Origin of the sequence: Vibrio palustris (genome assembly GCF_024346995.1) — a bacterium.
Classification (GTDB): Bacteria; Pseudomonadota; Gammaproteobacteria; order Enterobacterales; family Vibrionaceae; genus Vibrio; species Vibrio palustris.
Window position 1 is genome coordinate 2,135,191 of record NZ_AP024887.1, and the last position, 22,929, is coordinate 2,158,119.

A 22,929-nucleotide genomic window follows, 5' to 3' on the forward strand; every position below is an offset into this window, starting at 1 on the left:
CTATACGCTAAATGATGCACCACAGCCACAAGTCGTTGTAGCATTAGGATTATTAACAAAAAATCGTGCACCTTCAAGACCTTCGGTATAATCGACTTTACCGCCGACCAAGTACTGTAAGCTCATTGGATCGATAACCAGGGTTACGCCTTCTTTCTCAATAGTGGTATCACCATCATTGACACTCTCATCAAAGGTAAAACCATACTGGAACCCACTGCAACCGCCGCCAGTAATATAGACCCGTAGTTTTAGTGCAGGATTTTCTTCTTCCTCAATCAGAATTTTTACACGCTTTGCCGCGGCTTCTGAAAATGATAAAGGGATATTATTTTCACTCACAACGCTCTCTCCCATTCGTGTCACCACATGAGTCTATTCACTTTAAGTGTAATGAGTGACCAGTGATGAGCATTCTTATATAACTCACGATTATCTAATACCTCATTGTTTCAATCAAGTATTAGCTGATGTTAACGTTTCGTGCCAAAACTCACGCCCACCATAGTGTGGTACACACTGCCTTAGTTGCCCAAGTTAACGCAATCTTTTTAAATAATTCCTTTCACCAAACGGCTGCCCGAGAGAAAAGCAGGGAAAATATTTCGCATACATCAATAGAAGCGTACAATGCGCAGTATATCGGTCCCGAAAAAAAGAAGAGGAAATTTCATGACCAAATCCGCCGATCTCTATCAACTGGCCCAAGAAAAAATCCCAGGCGGCGTTAACTCTCCTGTCCGCGCATTCAATGGTGTAGGTGGTACACCTATTTTTATCGATCGCGCCGATGGCGCCTTTCTATTTGACGCCGATGGCAAAGCATATATCGATTATGTCGGCTCATGGGGACCGATGATTTTAGGCCATAACCATGCAGCTATTCGTGAAGCGGTTATCAGTGCGGCGCAAAAAGGCCTTAGCTTTGGTGCCCCAACAGCCAAAGAAACCGATATGGCAAGCCTAGTATCAGAGTTAGTTCCATCCATGGAGCAAATTCGCATGGTTAACTCGGGAACAGAAGCCACCATGAGTGCGATTCGTCTGGCTCGTGGGTATACCGGACGCGATAAAATCATTAAATTTGAAGGCTGTTATCATGGCCACTCAGATGGCTTGTTAGTCAAAGCAGGATCTGGCGCATTAACGCTTGGCCAACCAAGTTCTCCTGGGGTTCCAGCAGATTTTGCCAAGCATACTCTCACCGCCCGTTATAATGATTTAGAATCGGTCAAAGAAGTATTCAACGCAAATAAAGGTAGTATCGCGTGTATTATCGTCGAACCTGTCGCAGGTAACATGAACTGCGTACCGCCTGTTGATGGATTTTTAACAGGATTACGTGAGTTGTGTGATCAAGAAGGCGCGTTACTGATTTTTGATGAAGTCATGACCGGATTCCGTGTCGCCCTTGGCGGTGCTCAGGCTTACTACAATGTAAAACCAGACTTAACCACACTCGGTAAAGTCATTGGTGGTGGTATGCCAGTTGGGGCGTTTGGTGGCAAGAAAGAAGTGATGCAACATATCGCACCAACAGGCCCAATATACCAAGCAGGGACACTATCTGGTAACCCGATTGCTATGGCGGCAGGTCATGCTTGTTTATCATTGCTAAAAGAAGAAGACAGTGAACGTCGTTTAAACCAAAAAGCCTCAGCATTAGCGAAAGGCATTAAAGCCGTTGCTGATAAGCACGGCGTGCCATTACTTGTTCATCAAGTGGGCGGTATGTTTGGTTTCTTCTTTACCGATCAAGAACGTGTCACATGTTATGAAGATGTCGCTAAATGCGATACTGAGCGCTTTAAGCAGTTCTTTAATCTTATGCTCGACTTTGGGGTTTATCTCGCTCCATCATCGTTTGAAGCAGGCTTTATTTCTCTGGCGCATAGCTCTACTGATATTGATGCGACTATTGAGGCCGCAGATCGCAGTTTTGCGGCAATGAACGAAGCATAAATTATGCATAAAGCTGCTACGGCAGCTTTTTTTATTTCCAGCGCGCAGCGCCCCAAAAACATTCGTACGATAAGAGGGGCCCTGCTCGCTGAACATTCACTAGTCCGATTACATTTCCTATCACCTCATCGTATCGATTGCGTCATTTCTGATTATTCGTCATTATACCGTGATACCACTTTTATATTGAGACCGACAATGACTGAACATCAGAAAGTACGAATCAATTCTAGCCACTGGGTGCTAATCTTTGCTTTACTTGCAGCCGCTGTCGCCTGCTACTTACTTATCGCCCCATATATGAACTCGATCATCATCGCCTTTATTATTTCTTTACTGATGTTTCCCGTTCATAATCGAATTAATAGTAAAATGCCAAGCTACCCAAACATTAGCTCGCTTATTTCTTGCTTTGTACTCACGATCATCGTCGTTATTCCTTTATTGGCATTTCTCGCTGCAATTGCCCAGCAAGGCTCGAAGTTTTCGCAAAATGTCTATCAATGGGTCACCCATGGCGGGTTCGAAGCCTTTTTGAATCACCCTCTCGTTGAGCAAGCGCTGAACTTTTCGAATCATTATCTACCGTTTGATAGTTTAACCCCAGAGAAGCTCGGTGAACGTGTCGCTAAATTCTCCACCAGCTTTGGTTCCGAGCTTGTTGGAGCGAGTGCAAAAGTATTAGGCGATGCCACTGGGTTTATCCTCAACTTTTTCCTGATGATTTTTGTCTTATTTTTCTTGCTAAGAGATCACAACAAAATCATGGGCAGCTTAAGACATATTATACCGCTATCACGTAGCCAAGAAGATAGACTGCTAACAGAGGTTGAAAACGTATCAAAATCAGCAGTAATGGGCTCTTTTCTCACGGCAATTGCACAGGGTATTGCAGGTGGATTAGGCATGTGGTTAGCAGGTTTCCCCGGACTATTTTGGGGGACCATGATCGGTTTTACCTCCTTTATTCCTGTCGTCGGTACTGCATTAATCTGGGTACCAGCGACCTTGTATCTATTTGTTACCGGCGATACCACGTGGGCTATTTTTCTTGGCGTATGGTGTATGGTCATCGTGGGCTCAATTGATAACTTGCTACGACCATTTCTCATGCAAGGTAGCGGTGGCATGAACACCTTAATGATCTTTTTTGCGTTATTAGGTGGCATTCAATTTTTCGGATTGATTGGGTTAATCTATGGTCCGTTAATTTTTGCCATTACTGTGGTTTTATTTAACCTTTATGACGAAGAATTTCGTGACTTTCTTAGCTGGCAAGATGAAAACTGATCTTAACCCAGCCATTTAGCCATAAACCAGCATTCCTAGCTTCAAGCGAACGCTGGTTTGTGCGAGAATCTGCCGCTTATCAACTGAATGAGACATACCATGGCGAATTACACCGCTCCGAGTCAAATAGCTGAACGTCAACTCGACTACTTTGCAGACAAGCACGTTTTAGTCGCAGGCGAAGCTGAAGACCAGTTTCCTCAACAACTTATCCAGCACAGCGCGTCTGTTGGTATTTTTACTACCGACTACCGTTATGCTCGTCAGTGGAAAGCGTCTGACGATATACAATGCTATTTTAGTGAAGAACTGCCAGAGGGTGTCCAAGCAGATCTAGTATTACTGTATTGGCCAAAGTCGAAAAAAGAAGCGGCCTATTTATTAGCCATGCTCATGAGTAAATTAGGCGTTGGTACAGAAATCGTTGTGGTTGGTGAGAATCGTTCAGGCATCAAAAGCATTGAAAAAATGTTCCAAGAATACGGGAGCGTTCAAAAGTACGATTCGGCGCGGCGCTGTTCATTTTATTGGGGACAATGTGAAAGTGTCCCAACGCAATTTAATATCGATGACTGGTTTAAGTCTTACTCAGTTGAATATCAAGACAAAACGATCACGGTCTGTAGCTTACCTGGCGTATTTAGTCATGGTGAATTGGATATCGGCAGTCGCCTATTGATTGATGCGTTGCCAAAATTAAAAGGGAGAGTCCTAGATTTTGGTTGTGGCGCGGGTGTGATAGGTACGGTCATACTAACACTAAACCCAGATATTGAATTGGAACTATGTGATATTAGTGCATTAGCGATACGTTCATCACAAGAGACATTAGCCGCGAATAATCTCACTGCTACGGTATTTGCCTCTGATATTTACTCTGATATAACAAGTGAATATCAGTATATTGTGACTAATCCCCCCTTTCATTCAGGACTAGAAACAAGCTATGACACGACCGAAACCCTACTCGCCAAAGCTCCAGCGGCACTCGTCAAACGTGGTGAATTGTATGTGGTTGCCAACAGCTTTTTAAAGTATTCACCTATTATTGAAAAAAGTTTCGGGGCTTGCCAAACCTTGTCAAAAACCAAAAAATTCGTTATTCATCACGGATTAAAGCGTCGTTAATCCAACAAATTTGCCAATAGTTTACGCACTAAAAAGCCTGCTCGTTGAGCAGGCTTTTTTAGTTTTACAGCTAGATATAACGATTGAATCACTTATCGATTAACAAACTCTGGGTAAGCATCAACACCACAATCGTGAACGTCCATACCTTCCATTTCTTCATCCGCTGTCACACGAATACCCATAGTCGCTTTCAAGATAGCCCAAACAACAAGACTTGCTGCAAACACCCATGCAAAGATAACCACAGCACCCAATGCTTGCGCACCAAAGGTGGCATCGGCATTGCTTAGCGGTACAACCATCAAGCCAAACACACCACATACACCGTGCACAGACAAAGCCCCTACTGGATCATCGATTTTGATTTTGTCGAACATCAAGATGCTAAAGATAACTAAGATACCCGCGACGGCACCAATAAATACCGATAACATCGGTGATGGTGATAGCGGATCGGCGGTTATAGCAACCAAGCCGGCTAATGCACCGTTAAGAATCATGGTTAAATCCGCTTTGCCCCATGTTGCTTTACAAACAATCATTGCCGCAATGGCGCCGGCGGCGGCGGCTGCATTAGTGTTTAAGAATACTTGGCCGACTGCAGTGGCATCTTCAAAGTTTGATAATGCTAGCTGAGAGCCACCATTAAAGCCAAACCAACCTAACCAGAGAATGAAAGTACCCAGTGTTGCTAGAGGCATATTCGAACCTGGAATTGGGAAAATTTCGCCATTTTTACCATATTTACCTTTACGAGAACCAAGTAACAAGACTCCCGCTAAAGCGGCAGCGGCGCCAGCCAAGTGCACAATACCAGACCCTGCAAAATCACTGAAACCCGCTTCGGACAGGAACCCACCGCCCCAAGTCCAGTAACCCTCTAACGGATAAATAAATCCAGTTAAAATAACCGAGAACACCAAGAATGCCCAAAGCTTCATACGCTCAGCAACGGCTCCAGAAACCACTGACATCGCAGTCGCAACAAAGACAACTTGGAAAAAGAAATCAGCTTCAAGTGAGTGCCCTGCACCATCAGCTTGAGTGCCAATTAACGTACCTAAAGAAGGAATCCAACCGCCGCTGCCATTATCAACATACATAATGTTGTAACCAACAATGAGATACATGGTGCTAGCGATCGCGTACAAAACAAAGTTTTTTGCTAAAATTTCAGTCGTGTTTTTTGAGCGTACTAGACCAGCTTCAAGCATTGAAAAGCCGGCAGCCATCCACATGACTAACGCACCAGAAATCAATAGAAAGAAAGTATCCAGTGCATAACGTAGTTCCGTTACTGTTACTGAGAGTTCCATATTAAGCTTCTCCGTCCTAGAAAATACTAATTAAAGTGCTTCTGAATCCGTTTCACCGGTTCGAATACGCACAGCATGACTTAAGTCATAAACAAAAATTTTGCCATCACCAATTTTACCCGTATGGGCTGCTTTTATAATTGCATCAACAACTTGATCCACATTCTCGGCTTGGGTAGCAATTTCAATCTTCACTTTAGGTAAAAAGTCCACTTGGTACTCTGCGCCACGATAAAGCTCAGTGTGGCCCTTCTGGCGCCCAAACCCTTTCACCTCAGCGACTGTCATTCCTTCAATACCAACATCAGCCAGTGCTTCACGCACGTCATCAAGCTTAAACGGTTTGATGATCGCATTAATGATTTTCATCTCTTATCTCCAACACAGTGATCCATCGACATCTGAACTAATCCAAGGTACGTGCCAACTTTTCAAGCTGTTGATTTTAAATAAATTTATTAATATTGGAGACAAAAAAAAGAAAGGCTCGCACTTAAACAGTGCAAACCTTTCCCTATATTAACGCGGCAATACCACACACGATGTAGAGTGTGCACACTTATGACGCACTCTATTAATAACGCCCGATGAATTCCCGCCATTGCATCACAGCAAGCTCAAAATCTTCTAAACCACATTGTGCGATACTTTCACTTTCATAAAGACTCAGATTTGCATCTAACTCCATATCAGCCTCAGAAAAATTCGCATTATCTTGCACGGTCACTTCATGATTAACGATAGAAACCATGCGCTCTTTTCCCGTCCATAGCCATTCTTTTGCTGGATATTGGTGCGCTTGAGCAACGAGGTCTAAAATATGATCTATTTTTGTGCAATCTTGTGCCAGATCGTCTTGTAGCCAGCGAGCAATAATTTGATGCTCCATTGAAGAACGAACAAAATATTCGCCCAATAATGTATTTTTGGTGAACTCAAACTCCATACGGTGCAATCTCTTTGATTAACGATTGATAGCTAATTAACAACAGGAGCATACCGTTTTCTTACTTCTTGAGCCATAAAAAAACCGATTGTGTGGCCACAATCGGTTTTATCTAGCACGAAACTATAGGGTGTTACGCGGGTTCTTGGAAGATCACTGTATCGGCTTTTTGCGTATACTGTCCCATCATATGGAAATTCAAGTAACGATAAGTATCTGTGGCCGTCGCATCGATTTTCTTCGCATACTCAGCGTATTCTTGTGCCGTAGGGATATGACCTAAAATCGCCCCTACTGCAGAAAGCTCTGCTGATGCTAAGTAGACATTCGCTCCACTGCCTAAACGGTTAGGGAAGTTACGTGTCGAAGTAGACATCACTGTCGCTTTATCTGCTACGCGTGCTTGGTTGCCCATACACAAAGAACACCCAGGCGTTTCTATACGCACCCCAGAACGTCCAAAGATACCATAATAGCCTTCTTCAACTAATTGGTCTTTATCCATTTTGGTTGGCGGAGCGACCCATAGACGAGTATTCAACTGGCCTTTAAAGTGCTCAAGTAACTTACCGGTTGCGCGGAAATGACCGATGTTGGTCATACATGAGCCGATAAAGACTTCATCAATATCAGTATTCGCAACATCAGATAGTGTACGCGCATCATCTGGATCATTAGGGGCACACAAGATAGGCTCGTGGATTTCATCCATATCGATTTCTAAAACATGTTTGTATTCGGCGTTTTCATCCGCTTGCATCATGCTTGGATTATCAATCCATTCTTGCATCGACTTAATACGACGCTCAATAGTACGGCGATTCCCATACCCTTCCGAGATCATCCATTTCAGCATTACAATGTTAGATTGTAGATATTCTGAAATCGAGTCTTGCGATAGCTTCACCGTACAACCGGCAGCGGAACGTTCTGCTGATGCATCGGACAATTCAAATGCTTGTTCAACCGTTAAGTGCTCTAAACCTTCAATCTCTAAAACACGGCCGGAGAATTCGTTAACTTTCCCCGCTTTATCAACAGTCAGAAGGCCTTCCTTAATACCGTAATAAGGAATCGCATGCACTAAATCACGCAGTGTAATCCCCGGTTTCATTTTGCCTTTAAAGCGCACTAAAACCGACTCTGGCATATCCAATGGCATCACACCGGTTGCCGCCGCAAAGGCAACGAGACCCGAGCCTGCTGGGAACGAAATACCTAATGGAAAACGAGTATGTGAGTCACCCCCCGTACCAACAGTATCCGGTAACAACATACGATTTAGCCATGAGTGAATAATACCATCACCTGGACGTAACGAAACACCACCACGGTTCATGATGAAATCAGGTAATGTGTGGTGAGTTTGTACGTCAACAGGTTTCGGATAGGCTGATGTATGGCAGAAAGACTGCATCACCAAATCGGCGGAGAAGCCAAGACACGCGAGATCTTTAAGTTCATCACGCGTCATTGGACCTGTCGTATCCTGCGAGCCCACTGTCGTCATTTTTGGTTCACAGTAAGTGCCAGGGCGTACACCCTCAACACCACAAGCTTTACCAACCATTTTTTGAGCTAACGTAAACCCTTTATCGCTATCGGTAACCGGTAATGGCAGTGCAAACACATCAGAAGTCCCTAGCCCTAATGATTCACGAGCTTTTTCTGTTAGACCACGACCAATGATTAATGGAATCCGACCACCAGCACGTACTTCATCAAGGATGACCGACGTTTTTAACGTAAAGGTAGACAGCACTTCACCGCTTTCATGATCACATACTTTTCCTTCATAAGGATAAATATCAATCACATCGCCCATGTTCATTTTAGATACATCAAGCTCAACCGGTAACGCTCCTGCATCTTCCATGGTATTGAAATAAATTGGCGCAATTTTACCGCCCAATACAAAACCGCCAGCACGTTTATTCGGTACATTCGGGATATCATGACCCATTAGCCATAACACCGAGTTGGTAGCCGACTTACGTGAAGATCCCGTTCCAACCACATCACCGACATAAGCTAAAGGATGACCTTTCTCTTTCAACTTATTAATCGTTGAAATAGGGCCAACATTGCCTTCATCATCTGGGGTAATCCCTTCACGGGCATTTTTAAGCATCGCTAAAGCGTGTAATGGAATATCTGGGCGAGACCAAGCATCTGGGGCTGGTGACAAGTCATCGGTATTCGTTTCACCCGATACCTTAAATACCGTTAACGTTACTTTTTCGTCGATTTTTTTCTTTTTCAAGAACCATTCAGCATCCGCCCATGACTGAATAATCGTTTTCGCAAACTCGTTACCCGCTTTCGATTTTTCTTCCACATCGTAGAACGCATCGAACATAAGCAGAGTATGTGATAATGCGTCAACTGCAATCGGCGCTAACTTTTCATCATCGAGCAAAGCAATCAAAGGTTGAATATTGTAACCGCCTTGCATGGTGCCCAACAATTTTGCTGCTTTTTCAGGACTAATTAAGGGGGATGACACTTCACCTTTGGTTAGCGCAGCAAGAAACCCGGCTTTGACATAAGCGGCTTCATCTACACCTGGTGGAATACGGTTTTCAAACAAATCTAAGATGAAATCTTCTTCACCTTCAGGTGGGGTCTTTAGTAACTCAACAAGTGCGGCGACTTGTTCTGCATCTAAAGGTTTAGGGACAATTCCTTCAGCAGCACGCTCTTCGACGTGTTTACGATAGGCTTCAAGCACGACATTTTCCTCTAATTACGGTCAACGCTTCTCATCTACGAGTACAGCGAAGACATCCTTGGAAACTTGGCTCTCTATATGCCCATGTTTTCAATTCAATCGACTGAGAAACAGTGCCTTAGAGAGGCCAAACTGTGGGTACACATTAGCAAATTTAACGCTACATTAAAATCTCACCAATTTGATCAACATATCAAGTTCTCACGAAATATCCTGCCACAACGTCACTCATGGCCGAAATCGCCTACTTAGTACTAGAACCTATGATGAGATATATAGAATCGAAATTCTGCTCTGTCCGTCCATAACCGAACATTATCGGTCCGATGGGAGAATCAACACCAGCAAATACAGAACCCGCTGCATATAACGGAGCCGAACTCAGATCTTCATCAGGGTTTGACCACACGCCGCCATATTCAAGCGATGCCCCCAAGTAAACTGGCGATGTAAACAAACCAAAATCATTATCAAACCAACGGTAACGATAAGTGACACTGGTAAACGCTTTGTTTTGCCCGATGAGACTATTGCGTGGTACGCCCGATAAATTTAAAAAACCACCAATGGTTTTTGGATCAATTGGGGTGGATGTATTTTTACTTCTCACCTCACCATAATCGACATTGGCAACTAGGGTGTGCCTGTCAAAACTGTGAGCGTAAATCAGCTTCGCCGACAACTCACTGACAGTATCAGAACTATTTTCAACAAAGCCGCGATCCGCATTATAAATATCATCGTGCGAGATCAAATATTCAAGATTTAGATAGGCGCCTTGACTTGGCAGCGCGTAACTATCTAGCGTATCAATACGATAGTTAAAAAAGGCGCCTGAACGGCGAAAACGGGCGTTACCATATTGGGGTAATGTCGCATACTCGGTTTTCCCCTGATTAAAGCGCAAGCCGAGTTTAAACTCTCGCCACAATCGATGTTGATAACCAATGGCCAATTCTTCTTGCCATTCAGAGTATTTCATCGACATATAATTTTTCGTCGCTTCCAACGACGTATCATCGAAACCGGTTAATGGCGCGTTGCGCTTATCAACACTGTATTTAGCTGATGCCGTATAAAAAAGTTTCTGACCTTCAAATATCGGTGAATAATATTGTGCTTCGAGTAACTTATCTGTGCCCATATTCACGTTCAGAGTTAATTCTGCACCGCGATCGTTCATATCAGTAAAGTTCACCGACATTCCGAGCGAATATTGGCTATCAGAATCAAAGTCGTCTTCCATGAACACTCGGAAGTTCGTGTAGTTAGGCCCCCAAGACTTTTCTTCGACTTTAATAATTAAGTTATTATCCCCTTTGGAATCATCAAAGTGATAACTTACGCGCTCAAAGCGATCTAAGACATAAAGGTTTTCAACGCTCTCTTCGATTTTTGGCGTTGGGATTACCTGCCCTGCCTCCAAGTCTAAGCGGTTAAGTAATAATTTATCACTATAATGTGACTGATTATCCAATGTGATTCTGTCGACTTGATGAGCATCACCATATTTTAATTGGCTACGCTTATGCGCTTTCTTTTGCAGGTACTCGCGGTATTTAGCTGCGCTTAACTCATAAGGTGCAAAGCTCTCTTTTTGCTCCATGACGGCTTGATAGCCTTTTTTAAAGGCTTCTGGAATTTTATCAAACGCCGTCGTCTCCATATCGCCAACGGCTGGCTGGAGTAAAATATCTTTATCGGTGAGCTTTTGTTGTTGCAACTGAGTACTGCGACGCACCAAATAATTAGACAATTGGTCGGCAATAGATAAAAAGCCCGTGAAGGAGTCTTGATTCATATAATCGGTACTAATGTCGACGGCAATGATACGATCCGCTCCCATAGAGCGAGCCACATCAACGGGCATGTTATTCGTAACCCCACCATCAACCAACCAATGATCGTCAAGTTTATAAGGCGGCAAAGCCCCAGGTACAGACATACTCGCCATCATGGCATCGGCTAAATACCCATGGTCTAAAACAAAGGGTTTGAGTTTGATAATATCTGTCGCCACGGCACGATAAGGAATCACCAAATCATCAAACGAAGCAAGTGGTAAAAGGTTATGAGTGCTATATCGTAATATACGTAACATATTTTGACCTTGTACCACGCCTTTAGGCGCGCGGATATCATTCCAACTGACCCCTAAATCCGTAGTCAGTTGATAACGGTCTTCATATTCTTTATCTCGCACACGCCGCTGCTCACGACTGACACGATCTCGGTAGCCTTTATACCAGTCAATATGGTTAACCAGCCCCTCAATTTCACCCCCACTCATTCCTGTCGCATACAAGCCGGCGACATAGGCTCCCATGCTTGTTCCGGTAATCATATCCACGGGGACGTGCAAATCTTCTAACGCTTTTAATACACCGACATGGGCGGCGCCTTTGGCGCCACCGCCTGCGAGGACCACAGCAATTTTAGGTCGATTATCATTGGATTGCGGTGTTACTGCTTCTTTGGCATGTGCAGTCAACGTCGGCACAATAACAAGTATTATTGTCCATAGGCTATACCATCGCTTCACTCAGTCCTCACTATTTTTATTATCATTATTATTTATGAATCAAAGCTCTACCATTGAAAAAGCTTTTTAAGCCAGCCTGTTGAATCATGATCACATTTTGATTTCCATTGATCATTTTCATCCCAAACAGGTAACTTGAATTTACTATCACAATCGACAATCAATTTACCATCGCGAGATTTCTCAAAACCAACAGTACGAATCCCTTCCGGCCAAGGTAAAATCAGTTTTTGTGGAATACGGCGAGAAAGATAATTTGCATAAACACGCAATGCACCACTCGCTCCTGTTAAATAGGTAGAATGGTTATCATCACGTCCCACCCATACGGTGGTCACTTCACGTCCATCCACACCAACAAACCAACTGTCGCGAGTATTGCTACTTGTCCCGGTTTTCCCCGCCAAAGCAGCCCAAGAAAATTGATGTTGTAGGTAACGCCCGGTTCCTTCTAAGACGCCGCGTTTCATAGCATAAGTAGTTAACCATGCCGCTTGCTGAGGCACCGCTTGTGACACTTTAGGGATCGATTCATACAACACATTACCCTTAACATCCAACACCGAGCGTAACGCTGATAGTTTAGCCTTACGTCCGGAGTTAGTGATGGTCTGATACATTTGTGCTACTTGAAATGGCGTTAATGTAAATGAGCCTAAAAACATCGATGGTACTGGGCGTATTTCTTTATGCGGAACGCCTAACTTCACTAGCGTGTCCACAACATTATCAATCCCTAACTGCATTCCTAACGCAACGGTGGGTACGTTCAACGATTTCGCTAAAGAGAGATATAACGGAACATTACCACGATACGTACGTTCAAAATTACGAGGACTCCACACGCTCCCCTCATCACCTTTTAAGGTGATTGGTTTATCTTCTAACGTCGTCGCCAAATTGTATTTCTCTGGTTCGGCAAGAGCCGTTAAATATACGCCACCTTTAGCAAGCGAACCAATTTGTCGGCTTGCATTTAACGCACGGTTAAATCCATCATAACCAACACGTTTGCCACCAACCATAGCACGAATTTCACCCGTTTTACGATCGACGGCTACCGCGGCCGCTTCCAGTTTATCGCCGCTGCGCTTCGATAATTTGGGCACCTTTTCTGATATCGCACGCTCTAAATCCACTTGAGATACCGGATCGAGTGACGTAAAGACACGAATACCGGTTTCTTTTTTATACGCATTCCCAACTTTGTTACGTAATTCTCGTGATAACTGTTCAAAATAGGCAGGCTGTCGGCTCGCAATATGTGGATGTTTTTGAACATCTAAAGAGCGAGATACGGCTTCTTCATACTGATGAGCAGATAAAATATTACGCTCCATCATCAGTTTCAATACAAGATCTCGCCTCTCACGGGCACGCTCGGGATATCGAATAGGATTATAATAAGAAGGACCTTTTACCATCCCAACTAATAATGCCAACTGATCGATACGCAATTCTTGTAGCGGCTGACCAAAATACAAACGTGATGCTAAACCAAAGCCATGCACCGCTTCTCGGCCATTTTGCCCCATGTACACTTCGTTCATATACGCTTGTAAAATTCGATCTTTGCTATAGCGATAATCAATAATGAGTGCCATATAAGCTTCACGCAATTTACGCCATAAAGTACGGTGACTAGATAAGAATATGTTTTTGGCCAATTGCTGCGTTAAGGTACTCCCGCCTTGTACGGTATGACCGGCGCGCACATTCGCCACTAATGCCCGTAAAATAGCGAGCGGGGCAATACCATCATGCTTATAGAAATTACGGTCTTCGGTGGTTAACAGTGCATCAACCATTAATTCTGGAAATTGATCGCGGCGCAAAAATAAGCGAGTTTCTGTCGTATTTTTTTCTAGCATTCCCAACATCTTAGGATCTAGACGCAAATAACCCAACTCACCGCGCTTTTCTCGTGATTGAATATGGGTCAAACCACTATCATTAAAGGTCAGCATGACATGACGGCTAGGCTCCGGGCCATCGGAAAATTCAAATGGACGACGAATTAATTCAATACGAGTAGAAGAAGCTGAATACTCCCCAGGGTAACGAGGATGACGAACTTTACGATACTTTAATACGTCCAACTCATTTCGGACTTCTTTTAAACTAATATTCATTCCCGGCTCTAGAGTCAGAATACGTGCGTAGACCACGGTCGGAATTTGAAAAAGTTGGCCGCTGAATTTTTGCTTCACCACACTATTTAAGTACACCCCCGCAACAAATAATATGGCAGCCATTGCAAGCGAAAATTTCCATGCAAAGCCCCACAGCCTTTTACGTCGCGAAGGCTTAGCTGAAGAAGTCGCTGGAGACGAAGCCGGTGCAGTTTTTTTTGTATTTTTTTTCGGTGTCGGTTTCTTAGTCATGAATTCAATTGTCGTTTAGTTTTCGTGGTTGCCACATGATGAGCGGGATCATCTGGCCATACATGCTTGGGATAGCGTCCCTTCATTTCTTTTTGTACTTCGCGATAGGAACCTTGCCAAAATCCAGCGAGATCCTGAGTTATCTGTATAGGCCTTAATGCTGGAGAGAGTAACTCCAACACCACAATTTGTGTGCCTTGAGCAATGACAGGCGAGGCTTGCTCTCCAAACACTTCTTGGATACGCACCGACAGTATAGGTGGCTTACCTTCTTGGTAGCGAATAGGATGTCGATGACCTGTTGGCATCGTATGCTCAGGCGGTAACCAAGTATTCAAAGACTGATTCAAAGGCCAACCTAGACGAGCATGTAACGCATCGAAGACACACACGTTTTTTAATTGATTCGCACTATGTATTCCCACTAAATAAGGCGCTAACCATTGGTCAAGTTCCGCCAACAGTGCCGCGTCATTCATGCCCGGCCAAGCTTCATGTGGTAGCCATTCAATTGCACAGCGGACCCGATTTAACCACGCTATAGAACGCTTATCCCACTTTAATACACTCAGCCCCTGGCGTGCGACATAATTAAGCAAAGCTTGCGTCATTTTTTCTGCCCCAGGTGCTGGCAAAGGTTGACGAGCAACAATCAGTTTTCCTAAACGAGTTTGCTGCTCAGCGAACAGTTTACCGCGCTGTTCATCCCAATCAACATTTTCTACTGTCGTGAACATGTCTAAGTAATGAGCGTGTAAATCCGCGATAGATAAGCGTAGCGCACTCACAATACGACTATAATGAGGTAAACGCACGACATCCAAGGCCACTAAATAGGCTTCACTGGCTAAAGACTCGGTATCAGCAAGTTGGGCGCCATGCCCATTACTTAATAAAAAGCGCCCGTTTTTCTGACCTCGAGATTGGGCAATACGATCTGGAAAGGCCAAGCACGCGGCTACCGATAACACATCAGGCTGAATAGATTTCAAGCTAAAACTGCTACCCAGCAATTGCGACAACTGCTGAGAGCGCGTATTTAATCGAGATTGTTTATTGTGCTTTCCTTCCTGCCAACGCTGTAAGCTATCACAGATATCGAGCGTATTTTTTTCTGGCTCTTCCAATAAAGTCGCCAACGCAATCGCGGCACTATTTAATGCTGTCGCCTGCGTTTTGAGTAGCATCGCCGCTATGCGTGGTTCGATACCTAATGTCTGGGTTTTATATCCCATTGCCGTTAACTGGTAGGAGCTTGTCATCAACCCTAAGCGATACAATAAGTCTCTGCCTTGCTCATATGCCGCTGGCGGGGGACTATCGACCCAAGATAATTGATTAGGATCCGTTGCGCCCCACTGGGCAACATCTAACGCTAATGTACTGAGATCACTTTGTAATATCGCCGGAATTGGCATTGCAGGTTGTTGCTGATAGTGGCTTTCACTATATAAGCGTACGCAGAGACCAGCAGTGAGACGTCCCGCTCGCCCAGCCCGTTGCTCGGCTGACGATTGCGCAATACTCACCTCATCTAAACGGGTAATACCGGTTTTCAAATCAAAGCGCGCTATTTTTTCTAACCCACTATCGACCACCATCGTAATGCCTTCAATGGTCAGTGAGGTTTCCGCGATATTCGTTGCCAAAACAATTTTACGACGCTCACCCGCAGCGGGCGCAATGGCTTTTTGTTGATCGGATAACGCCAGTTGTCCATATAAAGGGCACACATCAATATTACTAGTTAATCGCTCTTCGAGTAACGTCTGCAGAGACCGAATCGCACCTACTCCGGGTAAAAACGCGAGTAAAGAGCCTTCTTGATGTTGCATCAAATGATCAATTTTATTTGCCATCACGACCAATAAACGCTCATTAGGCTTTAACGGACGATAAGAGACTTCAACCGGAAATTGCCGCCCTTGTGATTCAATATAAGCAGCATCAGGTAATACTCCCTGCAATGCGTCTTGCTCAAGTGTCGCTGACATTACGACAATTTTAAGATCGTCACGAAACACAGCTTGAGACTCGAGACTAAAGGCCAACGCCGTATCCGCAGGTAAACTGCGTTCGTGAAATTCATCAAATATCAGACACTCGATCCCCATTAATTCGGGATCATTTTGCAACATTCGGCTCATCACGCCTTCAGTGACAATTTCTAATTGCGTATTCGCTCCAACTTTTTGCTCTCCGCGCATTCTATAACCAATACTCTCGCCCACTTTTTCATTAAGCTGCATGGCCAAATAGTGAGCGAGGTTACGCACCGCTAACCTGCGCGGTTCCAACATAATGATCTTACCGCTAAATGTGCCAGATTGGAGTAAAGCTAGGGGAAACTGCGTCGACTTACCCGCACCGGGAGGCGCTTTTAAAATAATTTGAGATGACTGAGATAAGGCGGTCAGCAACTGAGGTAACACCTCCATAATCGGCAACTGTGACAAGTCCAACTCCTTATGATTAAATACTCAGACTATTGTACAGAAAAACAGTATAAATACAGCCACTGGACCGAATTATGCAATTCTCGCCACCATTACAACGTGCCACATTGATTCAACGTTATAAGCGTTTTCTTGCGGATGTGACCACCGAAGATAACCAATCCATTACCATGCATTGCGCCAATACAGGAGCCATGACGGGGTGTGCCGAACCTGGTTCAACGGTGTGGTATTCCACTTCCGATAACCCCAAGCGTAAATACCCACATAGTTGGCAGATAACAGAAACACCTGCAGGCCATCATATTGCGGTAAATACTAGCCTTGCCAATCACCTTGCTGTCGAGGCCATCAATAACGGAACCATTAAGGAACTTCAAACCTACGAAACGTTGAAGACAGAAGTACGTTACGGACAGGAAAACAGTCGTATCGACATATTATTAACCGATACAAACCAAGCAAACTGCTATGTTGAAGTCAAAAGTGTTACCTTGCTTGACGAAAATAATTTGGCAAACTCCACGAAAAACGCCACTATAGGCCAAGGTTTTTTCCCCGATAGCGTGACAACGCGGGGACAAAAACATCTACGTGAACTCATGGAAATGTCGAAAAGTGGGAGCAGAGCAGTACTTTTGTATGTTGTTTTGCATTCAGGGATTGAAAAAGTCTCTCCTGCGCTCCATATAGACGCGGATTATTCACAATTATTATTCATGGCACTAGAAGCTGGTGTTGAGGTGCTTTGTTACAAAGCAGCATTCTGTAAAGATGAAATCACATTGGTTTCTCCGATAGAATTCATACCTCATATACCAAAAACTTGTTGATTGGTTCACACCTGCAACAATTTTGACAATGAGTAATTGCTACTCTACCTTCTTTTTGCTATAGATACCCGCCTTAAATAATACTGCTTATGCAGTTGACTAGGTGTTAGTAGGAGATGCTGTATGCTTGAGTCCAAAAAGAAAACGCTAGGCATCCTAGCCATTGCTGGTGTTGAGCCATACCAAGAAAAAGCAGGTGAAGAGTACATGTCACCTGAACAATTGGCTCATTTTACAAAAATTCTTGAAGCTTGGCGTGATCAATTAAGAGCTGAAGTAAACCGCACTGTGCATCACATGCAGGATGAAGCCTCAAACTTCCCTGATCCTGTTGACCGTGCTTCACAGGAAGAAGAGTTTAGCCTAGAACTGCGTAACCGCGATCGCGAACGTCGTTTGATTAAAAAAATTGAAAAAACACTCGATAAAATCACTGAAGACGATTTTGGCTTCTGTGAATCATGTGGTGTAGAAATTGGCGTACGTCGTCTTGAAGCACGACCAACCGCAGATTTATGTATTGACTGTAAAACACTTGCTGAGATAAAAGAAAAACAAATGTTAGGTTAATACCTGAGAGAAAATGGGAGCGAAATGCTCCCATTTCTCTTGCTGTATTGAGTCCGAGCTGTATTAAGTATCAGTGACCTAGCTTAGTGCTGCACCTTGGCCCTCATTGCGTTATAATAGGACTTAAATCGTATTTATCCCCCTGAAAAAGTTATGAATTACGTTGGTCGCTTTGCTCCATCACCATCCGGTCTACTCCACTTTGGCTCTCTTATTGCCGCTCTCGGTAGTTATTTCCAAGCCAAGGCTCATGATGGACAATGGTTAATGCGTATTGAGGATCTCGATCCACCTAGAGAAATGCCTGGCGCGTCTACCGCTATCTTAAAAACATTAGAACAGTTCGGTCTTGAATGGGACGGTGCTGTGATGTATCAAAGTCAGCGTCATGAACATTATCAAGCACAAATCGATACTTGGCTTAATCGCCATCAAGCCTATTGCTGTCAATGTACTCGCAAACAAATTAAAGCCGATGGTGGTTTCTATTTAGGGCACTGCCGACATAGCAAACTCTTACCTACTCCCGGTCTCTCTATTCGCTTATTTATGCAGAATCCTGTAGAGTCGTTTACAGATTTACATCAGGGCAATATCACCATTCCTAGCGCGCTCGCCCACGAGGACTTTATTATTAAGCGTCGTGATGGCTACTTCGCCTATAACCTTGCCGTGGTTATCGACGATATTGAGCAAGGAGTGACAGAAGTCGTGCGAGGTGCCGATTTAATCGAACCAACCGGACGACAAATCAGCCTATATCAAACCTTAGGTCAAACACCGGTTAGCTACCTGCATTTGCCTTTGGCCATGGATGAAAATGGAAAAAAATTTTCCAAGCAAAATCATGCTAAGCCGATTAAAACAACTCAAGCAAAACCGACATTAATGCGGGCTATGGAGTTTTTAGGTTTTGATTTGCCAAAAGATTTTCTCAGCAGCAGTATTGAAGATATGCTCCAGTGGGGCATCAAAAACTGGTGTATACAACAATTGCCAACAAAGAACCATATTATCGTATGATTCTCAAATGGGATTGACTAGGCTATTATTAGCCACAAATTCGCGCCGTTTCCGTCACAATGCATTTGAGTCAGAGACGTGAAATCCGCCCTATCAATCATTGCCGAATACAGATGAATAACAAAGATTTACAACCTCGCGAGCATCGCGTATATCCCAACTTAGCGTTGAATATAATCACGCGTGAAGAGCACAGCGTGTCACGCAAGTCGATTAGTGAAAATGCCTTAAAGGTCCTGTACAGACTGCATGGTGCTGGATATGAAGCATACTTAGTGGGAGGTGGCGTACGCGACCTACTCCTTAAAGGTACACCAAAAGATTTTGATGTCACCACGAATGCCACACCTGAGCAAATTCGTCAGCTATTTCGTAACTGTCGCTTGATAGGTCGCCGCTTTCGTTTGGCTCATATTATGTTTGGCCGCGATATTATTGAAGTGGCAACATTTCGCGGGCATCACGCGGAGCCAGATACCGACACCTCTCAGCTATCTGCTCAATCTGATAAAGGTATGCTACTTCGAGACAATGTCTACGGTACCAAGGATGAAGATGCAGAGCGTCGTGATTTCACTATCAACGCGATGTACTACAATATTGCCGACTTTAGCATTCATGATTATGCAGGGGGGATTGAAGATCTTGAAGATCGCTTAGTTCGTTTAATTGGCGATCCTGAGACTCGCTATCGCGAAGACCCCGTCCGTATGCTAAGGGCGATCCGTTTTGCAGCCAAATTAGATTTCGATATTGAAGAAGATACCGCTGAGCCAATTGAACGTTTAGCATCACTGCTACGTGAAATTCCGTCTGCACGCCTGTATGAAGAGTCATTAAAGCTACTGCAATCGGGGCATGGTTTAGAAACCTATCATTTGATGCGTGAGTACGAGCTTTTTCAACAGTTGTTCCCTGTGGTTGCCGAGCACTTTACCCAAGAGCATGAAAGCTTAACGGAACAAATGCTCGATTTATCGCTTGATTCAACGGATATGCGTATAGAAGATAACAAGCGTATCAACCCAGCATTTATGTTTGCCGCGATGTTATGGTACCCAATGATGGATCAAGCTCAGTTACTTATGGCTGAGAATGAACTGAATCATTATGATGCGGTAATGGAAGCGAGTAACCGCATACTCGATCGCATGGTAAAAAGTATTGCGATTCCGCGCCGTCATACCTCAACCATCCGCGAGATCTGGCAGCTACAGTTACGTCTGCCTCGTCGTAATGGTAAACGTGCCTTCCGCTTGATGGAATTAAATAAATTCCGAGCTGGCTTTGATTTCTTACAAATGCGTGGAGAAATTGAAGGCGGCGAAACACAAGAGCTGGCCAAATGGTGGGACAGTTTCCAATCTTCAGGCCGCACTGTACGTGAAACAATGGTGAATGATCTCGGCAAAGGTAAGTCCAATAAAACACGCCCTCGCCGACGTAAAACACCACATAAAAAGAAAAAGAGTAAAACCGATTCATGATCACCGCATATATTGCTATCGGCAGTAATCTTAGCGACCCGGTTCAACAAACAAAAAACGCGATTGAGGCTTTGAAAACTCTGCCTCAGTCGCAGTTTTTGAACGTGTCTTCCTTGTACAGTAGTACGCCGATGGGGCCGCAAGATCAACCGGATTACATTAATGCCGTGGTTGAGATCAAGACGGACTTATCGGCTATGGAATTACTCAATAGCACGCAAGCAATTGAGCAAGAACATGGACGCGTACGTAAAGATGAACGCTGGGGGCCGCGCACGTTGGATTTGGATATCATTCTCTATGGCCAACAAACTATCGACAATGAGCGTCTCACGGTTCCTCATTACGGCATGAGACAAAGGGAGTTTGTTCTCTATCCACTGGCTGAAATTGCCCCTGAATTACAACTTCCTGATGGCGTCTCTCTCCAATCGGTACTCTCTACAGTACCGCGTAATGGCTTGAGTATTTGGCGCGCATAAAGCGTCAACATGTAAGGAAAACATACCATGAAACCTATCACGATGAATGACCTGCGCGCATGGAAGGCTCAGGGATACAAGTTTGCGAGCGTCACCGCCTACGATGCCAGCTTCGCACAACTGTTTGAAAGCCAAAACATGCCGGTACTCTTAGTCGGCGATTCTCTTGGTATGGTTTTACAAGGCAATAAAGACACACTGGCCGTCACTGTCGACGAGGTGGCCTACCACACTCGCTCAGTGAGAGCAGGCAGTCCAAACAGTCTTCTCATCGCCGATATGCCGTTTATGAGTTTTGCTACACCACTGCAAGCTTGCCAAAATGCTATGCCACTTATGCAGGCAGGGGCAAATATGGTCAAACTAGAAGGTGGCGCTTGGTTAGCCGATACCATTACCATGCTGACACAACGCTCTGTACCTGTTTGTGCTCATCTTGGTTTATTACCGCAATCTGTCAATATTTATGGTGGATATAAAGTGCAGGGCCGAGAGCAAGAACAAGCAGATCGTTTACTCGATGAAGCACTCGCGCTTGAAGCAGCAGGCGCACAAATGCTCGTACTTGAATGCGTCCCTGCGACGCTAGCCGCACTGATCACTCAATCTCTTACCATTCCGGTCATCGGTATCGGTGCCGGCTGTCATACTGACGGACAAATCCTTGTTATGCATGATATGTTCGGAATATCAGCCAACTATATGCCTAAATTCTCGAAAAATTATCTTGCCGCCAGCGGCGATATAAGAAAGGCCGTGGCACAATACATTGATGAAGTAGCCAAAGGACAGTTTCCTGATGCTACACATACCCTAGCTTAAGGAGTCATGCATGCAAACTTATGCTGAAATTTCAGCCCTGCGTGAACAGATCAAACAGTATAAGAAAGATGGACACAGTATTGCTTTGGTTCCAACGATGGGCAATCTGCATGAAGGCCATTTAAACTTAGTAAAAAAGGCCCATGAGCAAGCTGATATCGTTATTGTCAGCATCTTTGTCAATCCACTACAGTTTGATAATAGCGATGATCTTAACCGCTATCCACGCACTCTAGAAGCCGATATCAATAAGCTGGAGCAAACTGGCGCAACATTAGTCTTTACCCCGACGCCAGACACCATGTACCCGCAAGGTATGGATAAACAAACCTTTATTGATGTACCCGGTTTATCTTCTATTTTAGAAGGCGCGGCACGCCCAGGCCATTTTCGTGGTGTGACAACGATTGTTGGTAAGCTGTTTAATATCATTCAGCCAGATGTAGCGTGTTTTGGTGAAAAAGACTATCAGCAACTGGCGATAATTCGTCAGATGGTGACTGATCTGTGTATGGACATCACCATCATTAATGTGCCTACAGCGCGGGAAATTGATGGACTCGCGATGAGTTCTCGTAACAGCCGTTTATCGATCGATGATCGTCAGCGAGCACCAGCAATTTCAAGAACAATGCGTTGGGTATGCAGTGCCTTACGTGGTGGACGACGCGACTTTGCATCATTGGTAGAAGATGCACAAGATCAACTTCGCGCGGCAGATATAGAGCCAGATGAAATTCATATACGCGATGCTAAAACATTAGAGCCAGTCGCTGAAACAAGCACTCAAGCGGTCATATTAATGTCAGCTTATTTGGGGGATGTCCGCTTAATCGATAATCAAGTCATTGATCTAAACTCGGAACCTAAAAAAGAAGCGGCCGCTACGGATCTCGAATAACTCAGATGAAAAAGGCCACCATGAGGTGGCCTTGATAACATTAGCGCCTTGTC

18 protein-coding genes are annotated in these 22,929 nt (G+C 44.3%); 10 read left to right on the top strand and 8 right to left on the bottom strand.

The genetic code is table 11. The annotated features are described in order from the left end of the window. A complete protein-coding gene (erpA, locus tag OCU30_RS09965; protein ID WP_077315782.1) occupies positions 1-342 on the bottom strand; it encodes an iron-sulfur cluster insertion protein ErpA in 342 nt (113 codons plus the stop codon). 330 nt (positions 343-672) lie between these two features. Between erpA and hemL the strand changes: the two genes are divergently transcribed. From hemL to rsmC, 3 genes are all read left to right on the top strand, one after another. Then, positions 673-1,962 (top strand): glutamate-1-semialdehyde 2,1-aminomutase, encoded by a 1,290-nt coding sequence (gene hemL, locus OCU30_RS09970; protein WP_077315720.1) that lies wholly within the window; start codon positions 673-675, stop codon positions 1,960-1,962. Between the two features lie 198 nt (positions 1,963-2,160). Next, a complete protein-coding gene (locus tag OCU30_RS09975) occupies positions 2,161-3,252 on the top strand; it encodes an AI-2E family transporter (protein WP_077315783.1) in 1,092 nt (363 codons plus the stop codon). Between the two features lie 99 nt (positions 3,253-3,351). Further along, positions 3,352-4,380: a 16S rRNA (guanine(1207)-N(2))-methyltransferase RsmC gene (gene rsmC / locus OCU30_RS09980; protein ID WP_077315721.1), complete on the top strand. Its 1,029-nt coding sequence runs from the start codon at positions 3,352-3,354 to the stop codon at positions 4,378-4,380. Between the two features lie 92 nt (positions 4,381-4,472). Here rsmC and OCU30_RS09985 read toward each other — a convergent pair whose 3' ends face one another. The 7 genes from OCU30_RS09985 to hrpB form a co-directional block, all read right to left on the bottom strand. Next, positions 4,473-5,699, bottom strand: a complete 1,227-nt coding sequence (locus tag OCU30_RS09985; RefSeq protein ID WP_077315722.1) for an ammonium transporter — start codon at positions 5,697-5,699, stop codon at positions 4,473-4,475. Between the two features lie 30 nt (positions 5,700-5,729). Then, on the bottom strand, positions 5,730-6,068 hold the full coding sequence (gene glnK / locus OCU30_RS09990; RefSeq protein ID WP_077315723.1) for a P-II family nitrogen regulator: 339 nt from the start codon (positions 6,066-6,068) through the stop codon (positions 5,730-5,732). A gap of 205 nt (positions 6,069-6,273) precedes the next feature. Then, positions 6,274-6,645: a YacL family protein gene (locus OCU30_RS09995; RefSeq protein ID WP_077315724.1), complete on the bottom strand. Its 372-nt coding sequence runs from the start codon at positions 6,643-6,645 to the stop codon at positions 6,274-6,276. A gap of 133 nt (positions 6,646-6,778) precedes the next feature. Further along, complete coding sequence (gene acnB, locus OCU30_RS10000) at positions 6,779-9,376, bottom strand: bifunctional aconitate hydratase 2/2-methylisocitrate dehydratase (protein ID WP_077315725.1); 2,598 nt, start codon at positions 9,374-9,376, stop codon at positions 6,779-6,781. A 244-nt stretch (positions 9,377-9,620) separates the two neighbouring features. Then, positions 9,621-11,918 carry a patatin-like phospholipase family protein gene (locus OCU30_RS10005; protein WP_077315726.1) on the bottom strand — a complete coding sequence of 766 codons (2,298 nt, stop codon included), beginning with the start codon at positions 11,916-11,918 and terminating at the stop codon, positions 9,621-9,623. 47 nt (positions 11,919-11,965) lie between these two features. Next, complete coding sequence (mrcB, locus tag OCU30_RS10010; RefSeq protein WP_077315727.1) at positions 11,966-14,302, bottom strand: penicillin-binding protein 1B; 2,337 nt, start codon at positions 14,300-14,302, stop codon at positions 11,966-11,968. After that, positions 14,299-16,758, bottom strand: a complete 2,460-nt coding sequence (gene hrpB, locus OCU30_RS10015; RefSeq protein WP_077315728.1) for an ATP-dependent helicase HrpB — start codon at positions 16,756-16,758, stop codon at positions 14,299-14,301. Before hrpB ends, mrcB begins: the two co-directional genes overlap by 4 nt. A 74-nt stretch (positions 16,759-16,832) precedes the next feature. Here hrpB and sfsA point away from each other — a divergent pair, with 74 nt between their 5' ends. The 7 genes from sfsA (at position 16,833) to panC (ending at position 22,876) form a co-directional block, all read left to right on the top strand. Continuing rightward, entirely contained in the window at positions 16,833-17,591 is a 759-nt protein-coding gene (gene sfsA / locus OCU30_RS10020) for a DNA/RNA nuclease SfsA (protein ID WP_077315729.1), read from the top strand. A gap of 123 nt (positions 17,592-17,714) precedes the next feature. Beyond that, positions 17,715-18,161 (top strand): RNA polymerase-binding protein DksA, encoded by a 447-nt coding sequence (gene dksA, locus OCU30_RS10025; protein ID WP_077315730.1) that lies wholly within the window; start codon positions 17,715-17,717, stop codon positions 18,159-18,161. A gap of 153 nt (positions 18,162-18,314) precedes the next feature. Further along, a complete protein-coding gene (gene gluQRS, locus OCU30_RS10030; RefSeq protein WP_077315731.1) occupies positions 18,315-19,184 on the top strand; it encodes a tRNA glutamyl-Q(34) synthetase GluQRS in 870 nt (289 codons plus the stop codon). A gap of 113 nt (positions 19,185-19,297) precedes the next feature. After that, on the top strand, positions 19,298-20,671 hold the full coding sequence (gene pcnB, locus OCU30_RS10035; protein WP_077315732.1) for a polynucleotide adenylyltransferase PcnB: 1,374 nt from the start codon (positions 19,298-19,300) through the stop codon (positions 20,669-20,671). Continuing rightward, positions 20,668-21,153, top strand: a complete 486-nt coding sequence (folK, locus tag OCU30_RS10040) for a 2-amino-4-hydroxy-6-hydroxymethyldihydropteridine diphosphokinase (protein ID WP_077315733.1) — start codon at positions 20,668-20,670, stop codon at positions 21,151-21,153. The genes pcnB and folK overlap by 4 nt, the downstream gene beginning before the upstream one ends. 27 nt (positions 21,154-21,180) lie before the next feature. Then, entirely contained in the window at positions 21,181-21,975 is a 795-nt protein-coding gene (gene panB / locus OCU30_RS10045; RefSeq protein ID WP_077315734.1) for a 3-methyl-2-oxobutanoate hydroxymethyltransferase, read from the top strand. 10 nt (positions 21,976-21,985) lie between these two features. After that, positions 21,986-22,876, top strand: a complete 891-nt coding sequence (panC, locus tag OCU30_RS10050) for a pantoate--beta-alanine ligase (protein ID WP_077315735.1) — start codon at positions 21,986-21,988, stop codon at positions 22,874-22,876. The last annotated feature ends 53 nt before the right edge of the window (positions 22,877-22,929 follow it).

Coding starts and splice junctions, on each gene's coding strand:
- sfsA (WP_077315729.1), top strand. CDS start 16,833: ATGCAATTCTCGCCACCATTACAACGTGCCACATTGATTCAACGTTAT.
- OCU30_RS09985 (WP_077315722.1), bottom strand. CDS start 5,699: ATGGAACTCTCAGTAACAGTAACGGAACTACGTTATGCACTGGATACT.
- mrcB (WP_077315727.1), bottom strand. CDS start 14,302: ATGACTAAGAAACCGACACCGAAAAAAAATACAAAAAAAACTGCACCG.
- hemL (WP_077315720.1), top strand. CDS start 673: ATGACCAAATCCGCCGATCTCTATCAACTGGCCCAAGAAAAAATCCCA.
- panC (WP_077315735.1), top strand. CDS start 21,986: ATGCAAACTTATGCTGAAATTTCAGCCCTGCGTGAACAGATCAAACAG.
- glnK (WP_077315723.1), bottom strand. CDS start 6,068: ATGAAAATCATTAATGCGATCATCAAACCGTTTAAGCTTGATGACGTG.
- OCU30_RS09995 (WP_077315724.1), bottom strand. CDS start 6,645: ATGGAGTTTGAGTTCACCAAAAATACATTATTGGGCGAATATTTTGTT.
- panB (WP_077315734.1), top strand. CDS start 21,181: ATGAAACCTATCACGATGAATGACCTGCGCGCATGGAAGGCTCAGGGA.
- dksA (WP_077315730.1), top strand. CDS start 17,715: ATGCTTGAGTCCAAAAAGAAAACGCTAGGCATCCTAGCCATTGCTGGT.
- pcnB (WP_077315732.1), top strand. CDS start 19,298: ATGAATAACAAAGATTTACAACCTCGCGAGCATCGCGTATATCCCAAC.
- folK (WP_077315733.1), top strand. CDS start 20,668: ATGATCACCGCATATATTGCTATCGGCAGTAATCTTAGCGACCCGGTT.
- OCU30_RS09975 (WP_077315783.1), top strand. CDS start 2,161: ATGACTGAACATCAGAAAGTACGAATCAATTCTAGCCACTGGGTGCTA.
- rsmC (WP_077315721.1), top strand. CDS start 3,352: ATGGCGAATTACACCGCTCCGAGTCAAATAGCTGAACGTCAACTCGAC.
- gluQRS (WP_077315731.1), top strand. CDS start 18,315: ATGAATTACGTTGGTCGCTTTGCTCCATCACCATCCGGTCTACTCCAC.